This window comes from Nostoc favosum CHAB5714, from assembly GCF_020829495.1.
Taxonomy (GTDB): Bacteria; Cyanobacteriota; Cyanobacteriia; order Cyanobacteriales; family Nostocaceae; genus Nostoc; species Nostoc favosum.
This window is the reverse complement of record NZ_JAIVFQ010000144.1, coordinates 1-12,501: the sequence shown is the minus strand read 5'-3', so window position 1 is coordinate 12,501 and position 12,501 is coordinate 1. Positions and strand designations below refer to the sequence as shown.

Genomic DNA, 12,501 nt, shown 5'->3' with positions numbered 1-12,501 from the left:
CAGTACGTCACTACTTTGTATATCTGGAGACACCAATAAGAAATCTTTGAGATGCACCACACGCTCATTTTCATTCTTGGGACAATGCTTAATTTACACGACTTTCAGCCTTAACCCAAGCGTATTGATCTTGATTCTCCTTCAGCAGTTCGTAGAGATTCCTCACCGATATAAGCCCAATCAAGACACTCTAAATCTTGTTTGTTAATAGCCAGAAAGCCTGTAAAACCAGTATCCAACATGGCATCTACAGGCAAATCTAATCCATCAGATGTAATCAAATCAATTTCAAAGAATAGTTTGCCCATTATCCCCAAAGTTACCCTGAATCATATTGTGCCAGTTGTTCCTGTTTCATTTACACAGAATAAGTAAGTCGGCGGGAAAATTTATAAGTATGTAACGAAAGGTTAACCAGAGCTATTGGAGTTAAATTTGACACGTTGTGTACTGTAATTGCCTCTTTCTCCTCTAGCTTGAACACCATCAATTACGGCATAGGCAAGTTCTAGCTCGTCATCAAACATTTTTCCTGCAAGTTCATCCTTTTTAAGGTGTTGCCATTCCAATTCAATCGGGTTCATTTCGGAGCAATATTTCGGCAAAAAGAAGATGTACAAACCCATTTGTTCCCACTTTGACCATAACTGCTGCACTTGAAGACATCGATGTATCGGACCGTTGTCCTGCACTATGACTCTCATGCGCCCTATCTTTTGGGCATCAAGAGCTTCAAACTCCATCATCTCGATGTAAGATTTACGACTAACACCTCCAATAACCAAACCGTAAATAAAACTGATTAAAGGTTGAAAAAATCCAATAATACTTAATCTGCGACCACGACGCTGAGTTTGTTCCAGGTGTTTTTGCTCACCTCGTTGATAATAAGTGTAACCAGGCTCACTCCATGCACAAAACCCTGATTCGTCTAAATACTTTAGGTCTATTTCTCCGGCAGCCGCAGCTAATTCTAGCATATCTAAGTCTGCTTGCTTTTTAGAGCGTATTATCGGGTCTTGCTTTGCTTTATGGCTTTTTCTAGTTCGTTTCCAAATAATCCCCTTTTTTTGAGTACCCGTCTTAATCTGTCGGGACTCAGTTTAATAGAGCGATCGCTCTCTAATTTTTGAGCCAATTGAAGACTGTTGTATGTGCGTGGTTCCTTTTTAAGGCATTCTTCCAAATAAACTATGTCTGACTCCTTGCATTTCGGTTTTCCCCCTCGACCCGGCTTTTCCCAAAGCCCTTGTATACCAAGCTTTTCCCATTTATGCAAAACTTCTCTCACTGTTTGTGAAGTCCAGTTAAAATGGGTCGCTATTTTTTCAACGTACCAGCCGTGTGCATTTAACCTGATTATCTCTGCTCGGTCTTTGACTTTCTGTGGTGCATCCGCAGTTCTTAGCTTTAATAGAGTTTCATCTTGATCGGCAGTCAAAAACACCCTTAAACGAGCGCCCATATCTTAGTCACCTCGGTAGATGCATTCTCCGTATTTACTTATCTTCACATAGTTTGGTTTTTTCGCACCGACTTACTTACACAATGTCTACTATTTGGGTATTTTTCAAGGGATTTTTTATGAGCTTGCATTTTATCCGCATCAATCAAATAATCACCACTATCTGGCTCCACTGCAATATACCAGCCATAGTGTTCCTTAATCAAATCGGGACGCACACGCTCAAAAATTGCCCGACAACGCCGATAAAATAATTCATCTTCAGCTTTGCGTCTAGCAAGTTCTTCTGGTGGTAAAATACGTTCTGGAAAAATTCTACCTCTACGTGCAGGTTGTTTTCCAGTTGATTCAGTCATAGTAATTAGCCCTATTTGTTAATGCTGCCTTAACTTTATTTTACAGGAAGATAAAGGCGATCGCTTTTACTTTATTGGCGATTTACCTGTTAACTAAAGATAGCAAAATATATCTCTTTTCTTACAAAAAATGCTTAACTTAACTGTATTGTGTTTTAAGAGTCTTTTTAATTACGAATTACGAATTACGAATTACGAATTATACAGTGAAGCATCCTAGACTGAAGATAAAACTTCTATCTAGGATGCTTCACAATAAAAAATTGTTGCTGATACAACAATTAGGGACAAAATGTGATATTTAGACTAGAGCTATCAGCTAGCAGAAACGGTTAAACTGTCGGGTTTCTGAAGATCACCTTGCAAAACCACACCTCGCTGATTGGCATGGATATGACGCAAAATCTTGTAAATTGCCTCAACTTGCTCTGATGCGCCTGCTTTCTTTGCGAGTTCGTCAAGAGAAATGGGAGCTTTTTCTTTTTGCAGCACTGCTAACACTCGTGTTTGCAAATCGAGAATCGAGGCGGCTGCTTTTTTGCCAGCTTCTACGCCTGGTTGATGGTAGGCGTTGACGTTGACTAAGCTAGCGTATAAACCAACAGCACGCTCATACAAAGCAATTAATGCCCCTACAGTTCGGGGGTTAACTTGGGGAATCGTGACTGTAATCGAATCGCGGTGATTTTCATAAAGCGCTTGTCGGGTTCCTTGGAGAAAACCGGAAAGATAATCGCCTGATGTAACTCCCGGATCTATTTCAGTGGATGGGCCTTGACGATCTTCCAACACTTCGATGAAGGTAGCAAAGAAATTCGCTACACCCTCACGCAACTGCTGGACGTAAGCGTGTTGATCTGTTGAGCCTTTGTTGCCATAAACGGCAATTCCTTGATGGACAACGTTGCCGTCTAAGTCTTTTTCCTTACCCAAGGATTCCATCACTAGCTGTTGCAAATAGCGACTGAATAAAAATAAGCTGTCCTTGTAAGGTAGGACAACCATATCTTTTTCGCCCTTTCCGTTACCAGCAAAGTACCAAGACAAAGCAAGTAAGGCTGCTGGGTTATTTTTCACATCTGAGACGCGGGTAGCGTCATCCATTTCTTTTGCGCCATCTAGCATGGCACGAACATCAATGCCCTGCAATGCGGCTGGTACTAGCCCCACAGCAGACATTTCTGAGGTGCGTCCTCCCACCCAGTCATACATGGGAAATCTGGCCAGCCAACCTTCGTCTTTGGCCAGTTTATCGAGGTTGCTATCAACGCTGGTAATTGCTACCGCATATTGAGCAAATTCCAAATTGTGTCCGGCGTAAGCTTTTTTAACTTCAATCATGCCGTTACGAGGTTCCGGTGTTCCCCCAGATTTGGAGATTACCAATACCAAAGTGCTGGCGAGGCTATTTCGTAGATGATTGATAACGCGATCAATACCTGCTGGATCGTTGTTATCGATAAAGTGAAGTTTCAGGGGCGGGAAATCAGGAGCAAGAGCTTCCGCGACGAATTGGGGGCCGAGGGCGGAACCACCAATGCCAATGGAGATAATATCCGTGAAGCGGCTTGCTCTGGGAGGATGAATAGCACCTGTTTGGACTTTTTCCGCAAAAGCTTCGATTTGTTCTAGGGTTTGGACAATTTCTTGTGTAAGTTCTGGAGTTGGCGCTAAATCAGGATTTCGCAGCCAGTAGTGTCCAACCATGCGATTCTCATCAGGATTTGCGATCGCACCCTTCTCCAGTTGAGCCATATCCGCAAACGCCTTGTCAAACTTCGGACGCAAGGAATCCACGAAGGCATCATCGAACCGTATTCGACTTATGTCTAAGTACAGTCCCAATCCCTCGTGGAAATATAACCAGTTTTGGTATCGTTGCCAAAGTGCCCTAGCATCCATAGGGAAATCTCAAATAAAGTGTTTTTCAAAAACCAGTTTAATGGAAGGTTATAGCGATCCCTGCCTAGCGTTATACAGTTTACAGTTTTAAGTGTCCTGTTGACTCCTCACTTTAAACATCTGGCATAGGGATGACACGCAGAAATTTCACAATTTCACCTCTAATTTCTATACCAATCAGGTAATTATCGAGGGTAAAGCGGTGAAAAATGCCTTCACGATCAAGCTGTCGTAGCTCTTTTAAATCGCTCAACTGCCACTTTTGGGCTAACTCAATAAACACAAAATCATACACCCGCTCGTAGGCGGCAGGTTCTAAATTCTTCAGGTCTAGCAAAAAAGACCTTGCATAGCGCATTTCCAGACTCACTAGGCGTTACCTTAACCAAAACTTGAGGGGCCACTGGCACTAGAAAAGAAAGCGCTGCTGAATCAGAAAAACATCAACAATCTTACCGCTTCTTCATGGGTTAAGATATCCCACGGTTGCTGCGATCGCTTGACTTGTTGTATCGCTTTGAGCATATAAAAGTCACAATGTAAAGCTTCGAGAACGTCCCAAATGTTTTGCAAATCGTCATCGGCTAACTGCTCGATTAAGTGATGCATTCTCAGTCGCAGCAAATTCATACGTTAATTATTCCTTAGTGGAAACACCAACAATAAATAGTATTCCCAAAAATTAGCTCCGCTCAAGCTACGCTAAAATTTATTCGCAAGGGGCAGAGAAGCGTCTGGGAACTCGAAGGTTGAGCCTCTGAACTCGAATGTTGAACCTCTGAACTCGAAGGTTGAGCCTCTGAACTCGAAGGTTGAGCCTCTGAACTCGAATGTTGAGCCTCTGAACTCGAATGTTGAGCCTCTGAACTCGAAGGTTGAGCCTCTGAACTCGAAGGTTGAGCCTCTGAACTCGAATGTTGAGCCTCTGAACTCGAATGTTGAGCCTCTGAACTCGAATGTTGAGCCTCTGAACTCGAATGTTGAGCCTCTGAACTCGAATGTTGAGCCTCTGAACTCGAAGGTTGAGCCTCTGAACTCTAACTCTTGTCTCCTGATTCTCGACTTTTAATATCAAATCCTGTAGCATCTGAATGATTAAAAAACCGCAGAGACGCTGAGGGCGCTAAGGGAGAGGAAAGAGCAATAATTCCGATACAAACGGATTTTATATAACTCCTAAGTGTGAGATATTGCACCAGTCGCAAAAACCGCCATAGGTTAGAAACTATGGCTAATAGCTTAAGTCCTCTCAAGAGGACTAAACTCGATTAATAGCTGGTATCCATGACAGTCCACTTAAGTGGACTTAGGCTAAAAGCCTGTGAAATTTATTTCTTGGCGGGAGATTGAGCAGGTGCAAGATGCCCACCCTACAAGATTGGATAATTTATTTGTTAGAAATTCCTAACTCCTAACTCCTAACTCCTGTACAGACGCGATTAATCGCGTCTCTACTCTAACTCTTAACTCCTGTACAGACGCGATTAATCGCGTCTCTACTCTAACTCCTAACTCCCCACTCCTAAACATGGTTGACTATCTCATTTTCTTAGCAATTTCTACAGCACTTTTTGCCCTATTCGCACTAGGACTCAATTTACAGTGGGGCTTTACGGGGTTAATTAACTTTGGTCATATTGCTTTCATGACCCTTGGAGCATATACAACGGTATTGTTAAGCTTAAAGGGTGTACCTCTACTGATATCAGCAGTAGCTGGAGCAATTGTCGCCGCCTTGTTGGGTTTGATAATTGGTTTTGTAACTCTACGCTTACGGGAAGATTATCTAGGAATTGTCACCATTGGTACGGGTGAATTAATTCGTTTGGTGGTAAATAATCAGGAATTACCTGTGGGTGACACCTGGATTTCTGGGGCGTTTGGTGTGCAAAGTTATCCTATACCCCTATCTACAGAGCCGAATTTGTTTGTCAGATTTGTGATGATTGGGCTTTTGACACTGTTAGCTGCTATAACTTTCTTTACGTTGTGGCGATGGATTCGCACCACCCAAATATCTCGGACTACTGATTTAGGCAAAAGGACAACTAGCAAACAAGAATTTATATCACGTTTGGCTGTGGGAATTGTTTTAGCAGTTTTGGCAGCAGCGATTTATATTTCTGGGGTAATCGGACTGTATAATTACAACCCAAAAGCGGGTTTAATGCTGGTGTTGCTGTTGGTTTTAGCATTTGTATACTGGCGCTTAGAAATTTTGGTGCGATCGCCTTGGGGTAGAATTCTCAAAGCCATCCGTGAAGATGAAGAAATTCCCAAGGCGCTGGGAAAAAATGTCTTTTGGTATAAATTACAATCTCTCATGTTAGGGGGTGCGATCGCAGGTATCGCTGCTGCTTTCTTCGCTTGGCAACTTAGCGCCATTTACCCTGATAACTTTCAACCGCAAATCACCTTTGACACTTGGATTATGGTGATTTTAGGCGGTTCTGGGAATAATGTTGGCACAATCCTAGGTGCGGTAATTTTCTTTGCTTACGATGCGCTGACACGGGAAGTCTTACCCAGAATCGTCCCCCTTGATGAAGCCCGTTTGGGTGCATTTCGGATCATGGTAATCGGACTAATTTTGATGGTACTGATGATTTGGCGTCCTCAAGGTATCTTAGGGAAAAAGGAGGAACTGACCCTTGGTAAATAACTATTCATCACCACTTCCCCTTTTGGTAGCCACTGGACTTTCTAAAAGCTTTGGTGGTATCAAAGCAGTTAATGAGGCGGAAATCGAAGTTGCCAAAGGTAGCATCACGGGCTTGATTGGGCCCAATGGTGCTGGTAAAACTACTTTATTTAACTTACTTTCAAACTTCATTCGCCCAGATAGGGGACGAGTAATTTTTGACGGCGAACCGATTCACAACTTGCAACCATATCAAATTGCACAGCAGGGAGTAATCCGCACTTTTCAGGTTGCACGGACTCTCTCGCGGTTGTCGGTGTTAGAAAATATGCTACTGGCGGCGCAAAAACAAACGGGTGAGAATTTTTGGCAGGTGCAGTTGCAACCGCACGTTGTCGCTAAGGAAGAAAAGCAACTCGAAGAACGAGCAATGTTTCTATTAGAATCGGTGGGCTTGGCAAAAAAAGCACACGATTATGCTGGTGGCTTGTCTGGTGGACAACGCAAACTGCTGGAAATGGGACGGGCGTTGATGACTAATCCCAAGTTAATTTTGTTGGATGAACCAGCTGCTGGGGTAAATCCGAAACTGATTGATGATATTTGCGATCGCATTCTCACTTGGAACCGTCAAGATGGGATGACTTTTTTGATTATTGAACACAATATGGATGTGATTATGTCCTTGTGCGATCGTGTTTGGGTACTTGCTGAAGGACAAAATTTAGCTGACGGTACACCAGAGGAAATTCAAACTAATCCCAAAGTTTTAGAGGCGTATCTAGGGAAATAATGTGGTTTGAAGTTACGATTAACTATATATTGGGTAATACATATAGCAGTCCTATTTGATTCGTGAAAAATATAAAATTTGAAAACGAACCGCAAAGTATTGGCTTTGGGCGCAAAGGGAAAAAAGAAAAAAGAGATATATAATTTTCATAAATGATTTAATCGAACACAATATGGATGTGATTATGTCCTTGTGCGATCGCGTTTGGGCACTTGCCGAAGGACAGAATTTGGCTGACGGTACACCCGCATAAATTCAAACTAATCCCAAAGTTCTAGAGTGGCATAAATTCAAACTAATCCAAAATTTATGGAAGCTTATTTAAGAAAATAAGAGTAAAGTTTGAAATTTTATTTTTTAATCTTCGTTATTTTCTATAAAATTGACTTGCTCGTAAAGGTCGCGTAATTCAATTTGAAAATCAACCGTTTGCAGTGATAAAATTGCAGATTCATGTTCAAGTTCAGTAAATAACCATTGACTTTCCGCAGTTTTTACATACTGCATCACATGATACTGATATTGGTCAATTAAAATATATTCCTTGAATTCTGGAATAGAGCGATAATAAAGAAACTTATCGCCTTGGTCATAATTTTTAGTCGATTTAGATAAAACTTCAGCAATTAACATCGGGTTCATAACCGTTGTTGTGCTGGTTCCTGTATAAATAGGTTGTCCCTCAATCACCATTACATCGGGATATGTATGCTGACGATAACGGGGTATCCACAAACGCACATCACCAATATAAACATCATAATTTTTACGCCTTAAAGCAATTTTTAGGGATGCAGCTAAATTCAAAGCGATTTTATTATGATTTGTAGTGCCACCCGTCATCGGTACAATTTCTCCATCACGGTATTCGCTTTTATATTCTGCCTTTTCTTCAATTTTTAAATACTCTTCAGGTGTGTAATATAATTTTTGTGTTTCTAACTGCATAAATATACGACCTATGATTGTGCGGTTGCTTATTCATCTTTTACATCTATGTTATACGCCAATAAACCCCATTCTCTCGCTTCATTAACTGGCAAGCAATCAACTCCCGTCGCAGGGTGGCGCAGTCAAGATGGTAGCGTTTAAGAATTTCATTTACCAGGCGTTCAGGGTAGTTGACTCCTATATCAAACTGTTTTGCTAACCACTTGAGAATTACTAAGCGCTTTTTGCGACTAGCGGGGATTTCCTTAAGGCATTGTACCGAGTCCTTGTCGGAGACATCGCCCTCGAAATAGTTTTTCAACACTTTGCTTTCCCAAGCTTCAGTATCCACATCCTCTATCAAAGATGCTATCTTCTCCAGTGTGAAAATTTCCTTACTGATGCTTTGCAAAGCCTCGCTATCCAATTGATATAGACGGCTATTACCTTCAGGACGCATTGTCACCAAATTTAGCTCTTTAAGTTTCGCTAAATGATGGGATACCGTCGGTTCCTTGAGTTGCAGTAGCACCGCCAATTCTTCAACGCTGCACTCCTGATTCGCCAGGATACCTACAATCTTCAATCGGCTATCATCCGCTAATGCTTTGAAAAAGCGGAGTAAGATGTTAAATTGCTCTGGTTGCATAACTATCTTCTAATTAGACACCTATCTAATTAGAAGTATATCTAATTGAAAACCGATTGGCTCAGAACCCCAACTTCTCACCAAAAGTCAGGGTTCTTGTTGTTTAATTTAACTAAACTGTTCCTCTGCATCGAGGTTAAATAACATTTGCAGAGTTTGCATACAGCGCTTTCTGGCTTCAACATCTTGCTGCGATCGCAATTGCACCATCGGGTCATGTAAAATTTTATTGACAATTCCCCGCGTTAATGCTTCAATCACCTCTTGATGTTTTTCCGCGAATTCCGAACCCAATCTCGACAAAGCTTTTTCTAGCTCTTGTTCGCGGATAGTTTCGACTTTGTTTCGCAGACAGCTAATAGTAGTCACAGTTTCAAGAGAGCGCCACCAAATATCAAAGGCTTCCACTTCTTCCTCTAAAAGTCTTTCTGCTTCCTGTGCAATCTTTCGACGGCTTTCGTAGTTTTGCGCCACTACTGCCTTCAAATCATCCACATTAAACGCCTGCACATTTTCCAATTCATTTACATCCGCATGAACATTACGCGGCACAGAAATATCAAATAACATTAAAGAGCGCTGAACTTCTAACACCATTTCCAATTTTGCCCGGTCAAGTATTGGCTCTGTTGCGGAAGTGCTTGTAAAGACTAAATCGCTATTGGCAATTAGGCTCATCATTTCCGATAGCGGATGAATTTCGATAGGTTGCTGAGGGAACTGCTTCGCTAATTCTTGGGCACGTTCACGAGAGCGATTTACAATACTAATTTGCACAGCACCTTTAGAAAGTAGGTGTTGCACCAGCAGGCGCGACATTTTACCAGCGCCTAGAATTACCACTCGACAAGCTGCTAAATTTGCCACTTTTATCTGCGCTAACTCTACAGCTGCCGAACTAATAGAGACAGCACCAGTACCAATACTAGTTTCAGTGCGAACCCGCTTACCAGCTGTCAGCGCTTGTTTAAATAATCGATTCAAAATGGTTTTTATACCGTTATATTGCTGTCCCAGTTTGTGAGTAGTTTTCACCTGAGCCAGAATTTGACCTTCTCCGAGTACCAGACTATCTAAACCACCTGCTACCCGCATAACGTGCATTACTGCATCATCATGTAGCAGCATAAATAAATGTTGTCGCAGAGAAAGCACGGGTAATTTACTGTATTCCGCAAGAAACTGCGTTACTTCCCGGATACCTTGGTCTGCTTCACTGGTAACAATGTAAATTTCCAGGCGGTTACAAGTGCTAAGAATTGCAACTTCGTCAATATGGGGATAGCTGGCCAGTTGAGCGATCGCACTTTCAATTTGTGGTTCTGGAATGCTCAGTTTTTCCCGGACTTCTACAGGGGCTGTTTTATGGCTTAACCCCACCACTGCTATATTCATTTGCTAAATCGTAGTTACTAGTTGGTAGTTGAAAATAGGGCATTGAGTGAGAATAGGGAATGGGGAATTTTTGTTTATTGGTTGGTAGTTATCCCCAGCAATAAACAACTATTAATCACTAACTACTAACTACTAACTACTGTAAGGGTAAAGCATTTTGATGATTATTTTTCCGTTTTAGAGAAAGATTTATTTCCAAATGCTTCGCCCCTACTTTTACCATTCCCCATTCCCTAAAAATTAGTTCAGTTGGAGAGTCTTGGGTTCACCAAACATGTGAATTGTATCAACAAATCGAGCCGTTTTCGACTGGTTAGAAATTACCAAGCTTTGAGTTCTGGCTCCGCCGTTGAAGAAGCGTACACCTTGCATGAGATTACCACTGGTAATGCCGCTAGCAGCGAACAGAACAGTTTTACCAGATGCCAGTTCATGAGCATCATAAACCTTATCGGGGTCATTGATATTCATAGAGGTTAAACGATCAATATTGGCTTCTCTGCTTTCTCCAATCAGACCTGTTTTTACTATTGCTGGATCGTAAATCAGTTGACCTTGGAAGTGTCCACCCAAAGCACGCATTGCTGCTGCTGAGATTACACCTTCAGGAGCCGCACCGATACCCATCAGCGCGTGAATATTAGTTCCAGCAAAACCACAGCTTATAGCTGCACCCACATCACCATCAGAAATCAGGGCGACTCTCGCTCCAGCCTCACGGATTTCTTTAATTAAATCGTTGTGGCGTTCGCGCTTCATGACCACGATCACGAGTTCTTCAATAGAACGCTCTAGACACTCAGCGAGAATCTTGAGGTTTTCTGTTGCTGACTTGTTGATGTCTACCTTGCCCTTAGCTGCGGGAGGTGCTGCTAACTTCTTCATGTAAAAGTCAGGAGCAGCGAATAATCCACCCTTTTCAGAAATTGCCAAGACAGCCATCGAACCAGGTTGTCCATAAGCTACTAAGTTCGTACCTTCACAGGGGTCAACGGCGATGTCAATTTCAATTAATTCATCAGGGTTACAGAGAGCTTCGGCATTTGGTTGGGTACAGATACCAACTTCTTCCCCGATGTATAACATAGGCGCGTCGTCACGTTCGCCTTCTCCAATCACAATGCGACCCCGCATATAGATTTTATTCATCCGCTCCCGCATAGCTTCCACAGCTACCTGGTCAGCGATGTTTTTTTCGCCTTTACCCATCCACTTTGCGGATGCGATCGCGGCTTGCTCTACTACTTCAATAATCTCTAGCCCAAGTGTATTTTCCACAGAGTTTGCCCTCTCAGCTGCTTGAATTTGCGTCGTTTCATCTGCCTATTTCAGTTTTCAAGTCTACCAAAGGGCGGATACACCTGGAAGAAAGTTAAGTTTTACTGCTAACTCGTTGAAAAAGTGCCAGTTAACACATCCTCATTTTTTACTCCTAACTACTCCAGTATAAAGCGTGTTCAAAAGGAACTAAGTTAAGAACTGGCACAAATGGGTAGCAGTGTATATCTAGAACATTACTTTTATTCAGTATTTATCTTTAGGTATAAAATAATAAAGAAAAAAAGCTGGTGAATTCACTAAAAACTGAAAAACGAGGACCAGAGTAAAAAGCTAGTCAAATTCAGAGGTTAATCGTGTTTATCGACTACATCACACTCATGTTGATCAATATGGTAGCTGGGCTATTTCTACTGGCTGACTATGTGTATCGTGGTATAGATAGTTCTAATCAAAGACAGTGGATTTCCGGTTTTGGAATTACAGGTGCGCTCGCACTCACAACTGGATTACACATGAGCTTCACCTGGCCAGTTATCGGTAGCTTTAACATTGCCTTCGGTGAGACAAGTGTCTTATTTGGAATCTTGTTTGTTGCAGCTGCGATTTCTCTTGCTCAAGGTTGGGATTTATTGACAATAGCAATTTACGGCTTCTTCGCTGGTGCAGTTGCGATCGTAGTGGGTATCCGCATCATCAACTTGAATATGACAAAGCAACCGCTTTTATCGGGAATCGGCTTTATTTTAACTGGCTTAGGTGGTATTTTTGCAGCGCCAACCCTCTATTGGAAAACCAATCGAACTTGGCGGCTAATTGGTGTAGCAGTGCTGATAGTAGCCGCTCTAATTTGGGCATTGACTGGATATTTGGCTTACTGGAGTCATTTAGAGGGTTTTCAAAAGTGGGTTCCAGCCCCAATGCGGTAAGCAATAGACCTATTGCAAAAGTCCCTAATACACCCCCCCCTAACCCCTCCCCGCAAGCCTACGGTGTACACACAAGTCTCTACGTTGTTCTTTGAATCTGGGTTTTACCCCACCCTAACCACTGCTTGAATTCAATAAACGACCACCCGAATTCAATAAACGA

At 42.1% G+C, this 12,501-nt stretch carries 13 protein-coding genes and 2 pseudogenes; 4 read left to right on the top strand and 11 right to left on the bottom strand.

Annotated features, from left to right (window positions below):
• Window positions 1-128: 128 nt before the first annotated feature.
• From LC586_RS37185 to LC586_RS37155, 7 genes and pseudogenes are all read right to left on the bottom strand, one after another.
• Window positions 129-333 (bottom strand): annotated as a pseudogene (locus LC586_RS37185) (aspartyl protease); the annotation flags it as partial.
• Between the two features lie 77 nt (window positions 334-410).
• Window positions 411-1,465 (bottom strand): IS630 family transposase gene (locus tag LC586_RS37180; RefSeq protein WP_229490671.1). Its coding sequence is split into 2 segments (ribosomal slippage): window positions 411-1,070 and window positions 1,073-1,465, totalling 1,053 coding nucleotides; the frame shifts between segments, so codons are not numbered across the junction.
• Window positions 1,466-1,509: 44 nt separating this feature from the next.
• Window positions 1,510-1,821, bottom strand: a complete 312-nt coding sequence (locus tag LC586_RS37175) for a hypothetical protein (protein WP_229490669.1) — start codon at window positions 1,819-1,821, stop codon at window positions 1,510-1,512.
• A 315-nt stretch (window positions 1,822-2,136) separates the two neighbouring features.
• Entirely contained in the window at window positions 2,137-3,723 is a 1,587-nt protein-coding gene (locus LC586_RS37170; RefSeq protein WP_229490667.1) for a glucose-6-phosphate isomerase, read from the bottom strand.
• A 112-nt stretch (window positions 3,724-3,835) separates the two neighbouring features.
• Entirely contained in the window at window positions 3,836-4,093 is a 258-nt protein-coding gene (locus LC586_RS37165) for a cytotoxic translational repressor of toxin-antitoxin stability system (protein ID WP_229490665.1), read from the bottom strand.
• A gap of 62 nt (window positions 4,094-4,155) precedes the next feature.
• Window positions 4,156-4,353: a hypothetical protein gene (locus tag LC586_RS37160; protein WP_229473409.1), complete on the bottom strand. Its 198-nt coding sequence runs from the start codon at window positions 4,351-4,353 to the stop codon at window positions 4,156-4,158.
• A 79-nt stretch (window positions 4,354-4,432) separates the two neighbouring features.
• Window positions 4,433-4,810 (bottom strand): hypothetical protein, encoded by a 378-nt coding sequence (locus LC586_RS37155; protein WP_229490663.1) that lies wholly within the window; start codon window positions 4,808-4,810, stop codon window positions 4,433-4,435.
• Between the two features lie 441 nt (window positions 4,811-5,251).
• Here LC586_RS37155 and LC586_RS37150 point away from each other — a divergent pair, with 441 nt between their 5' ends.
• The 3 genes and pseudogenes from LC586_RS37150 to LC586_RS43140 form a co-directional block, all read left to right on the top strand.
• Entirely contained in the window at window positions 5,252-6,385 is a 1,134-nt protein-coding gene (locus LC586_RS37150) for a branched-chain amino acid ABC transporter permease (protein WP_229490661.1), read from the top strand.
• Window positions 6,375-7,157 carry an ABC transporter ATP-binding protein gene (locus tag LC586_RS37145; protein WP_229490659.1) on the top strand — a complete coding sequence of 261 codons (783 nt, stop codon included), beginning with the start codon at window positions 6,375-6,377 and terminating at the stop codon, window positions 7,155-7,157. Before LC586_RS37150 ends, LC586_RS37145 begins: the two co-directional genes overlap by 11 nt.
• Window positions 7,158-7,314: 157 nt before the next feature.
• Window positions 7,315-7,410, top strand: a pseudogene (locus LC586_RS43140) (ABC transporter ATP-binding protein); the annotation flags it as partial.
• Window positions 7,411-7,514: 104 nt separating this feature from the next.
• Here LC586_RS43140 and LC586_RS37140 read toward each other — a convergent pair.
• The 4 genes from LC586_RS37140 to glpX all read right to left on the bottom strand — a co-directional run bounded on the left by LC586_RS37140 (window position 7,515) and on the right by glpX (window position 11,409).
• On the bottom strand, window positions 7,515-8,105 hold the full coding sequence (locus LC586_RS37140; RefSeq protein WP_229490657.1) for a Uma2 family endonuclease: 591 nt from the start codon (window positions 8,103-8,105) through the stop codon (window positions 7,515-7,517).
• 46 nt (window positions 8,106-8,151) lie between these two features.
• Window positions 8,152-8,736 (bottom strand): DUF2087 domain-containing protein, encoded by a 585-nt coding sequence (locus LC586_RS37135; protein WP_229490655.1) that lies wholly within the window; start codon window positions 8,734-8,736, stop codon window positions 8,152-8,154.
• 108 nt (window positions 8,737-8,844) lie between these two features.
• Entirely contained in the window at window positions 8,845-10,131 is a 1,287-nt protein-coding gene (locus tag LC586_RS37130) for a glutamyl-tRNA reductase (RefSeq protein WP_229490653.1), read from the bottom strand.
• 240 nt (window positions 10,132-10,371) lie between these two features.
• Complete coding sequence (gene glpX / locus LC586_RS37125) at window positions 10,372-11,409, bottom strand: class II fructose-bisphosphatase (RefSeq protein ID WP_229490652.1); 1,038 nt, start codon at window positions 11,407-11,409, stop codon at window positions 10,372-10,374.
• 356 nt (window positions 11,410-11,765) lie between these two features.
• On the opposite strand from glpX, the gene LC586_RS37120 reads away from it, so the two are divergent.
• The gene (locus tag LC586_RS37120) at window positions 11,766-12,338 is read left to right on the top strand and encodes a DUF981 family protein (protein ID WP_229490650.1); all 573 of its coding nucleotides are present in this window, start codon (window positions 11,766-11,768) and stop codon (window positions 12,336-12,338) included.
• Window positions 12,339-12,501: the final 163 nt, after the last annotated feature.

What these genes read in the sequence shown, in the direction of transcription:
- LC586_RS37175 (WP_229490669.1), bottom strand. Translation starts at nt 1,821, where the DNA reads ATGACTGAATCAACTGGAAAACAACCTGCACGTAGAGGTAGAATTTTT.
- LC586_RS37170 (WP_229490667.1), bottom strand. Translation starts at nt 3,723, where the DNA reads ATGGATGCTAGGGCACTTTGGCAACGATACCAAAACTGGTTATATTTC.
- LC586_RS37160 (WP_229473409.1), bottom strand. Translation starts at nt 4,353, where the DNA reads ATGAATTTGCTGCGACTGAGAATGCATCACTTAATCGAGCAGTTAGCC.
- LC586_RS37155 (WP_229490663.1), bottom strand. Translation starts at nt 4,810, where the DNA reads ATGCTACAGGATTTGATATTAAAAGTCGAGAATCAGGAGACAAGAGTT.
- LC586_RS37150 (WP_229490661.1), top strand. Translation starts at nt 5,252, where the DNA reads ATGGTTGACTATCTCATTTTCTTAGCAATTTCTACAGCACTTTTTGCC.
- LC586_RS37140 (WP_229490657.1), bottom strand. Translation starts at nt 8,105, where the DNA reads ATGCAGTTAGAAACACAAAAATTATATTACACACCTGAAGAGTATTTA.
- LC586_RS37135 (WP_229490655.1), bottom strand. Translation starts at nt 8,736, where the DNA reads ATGCAACCAGAGCAATTTAACATCTTACTCCGCTTTTTCAAAGCATTA.
- LC586_RS37130 (WP_229490653.1), bottom strand. Translation starts at nt 10,131, where the DNA reads ATGAATATAGCAGTGGTGGGGTTAAGCCATAAAACAGCCCCTGTAGAA.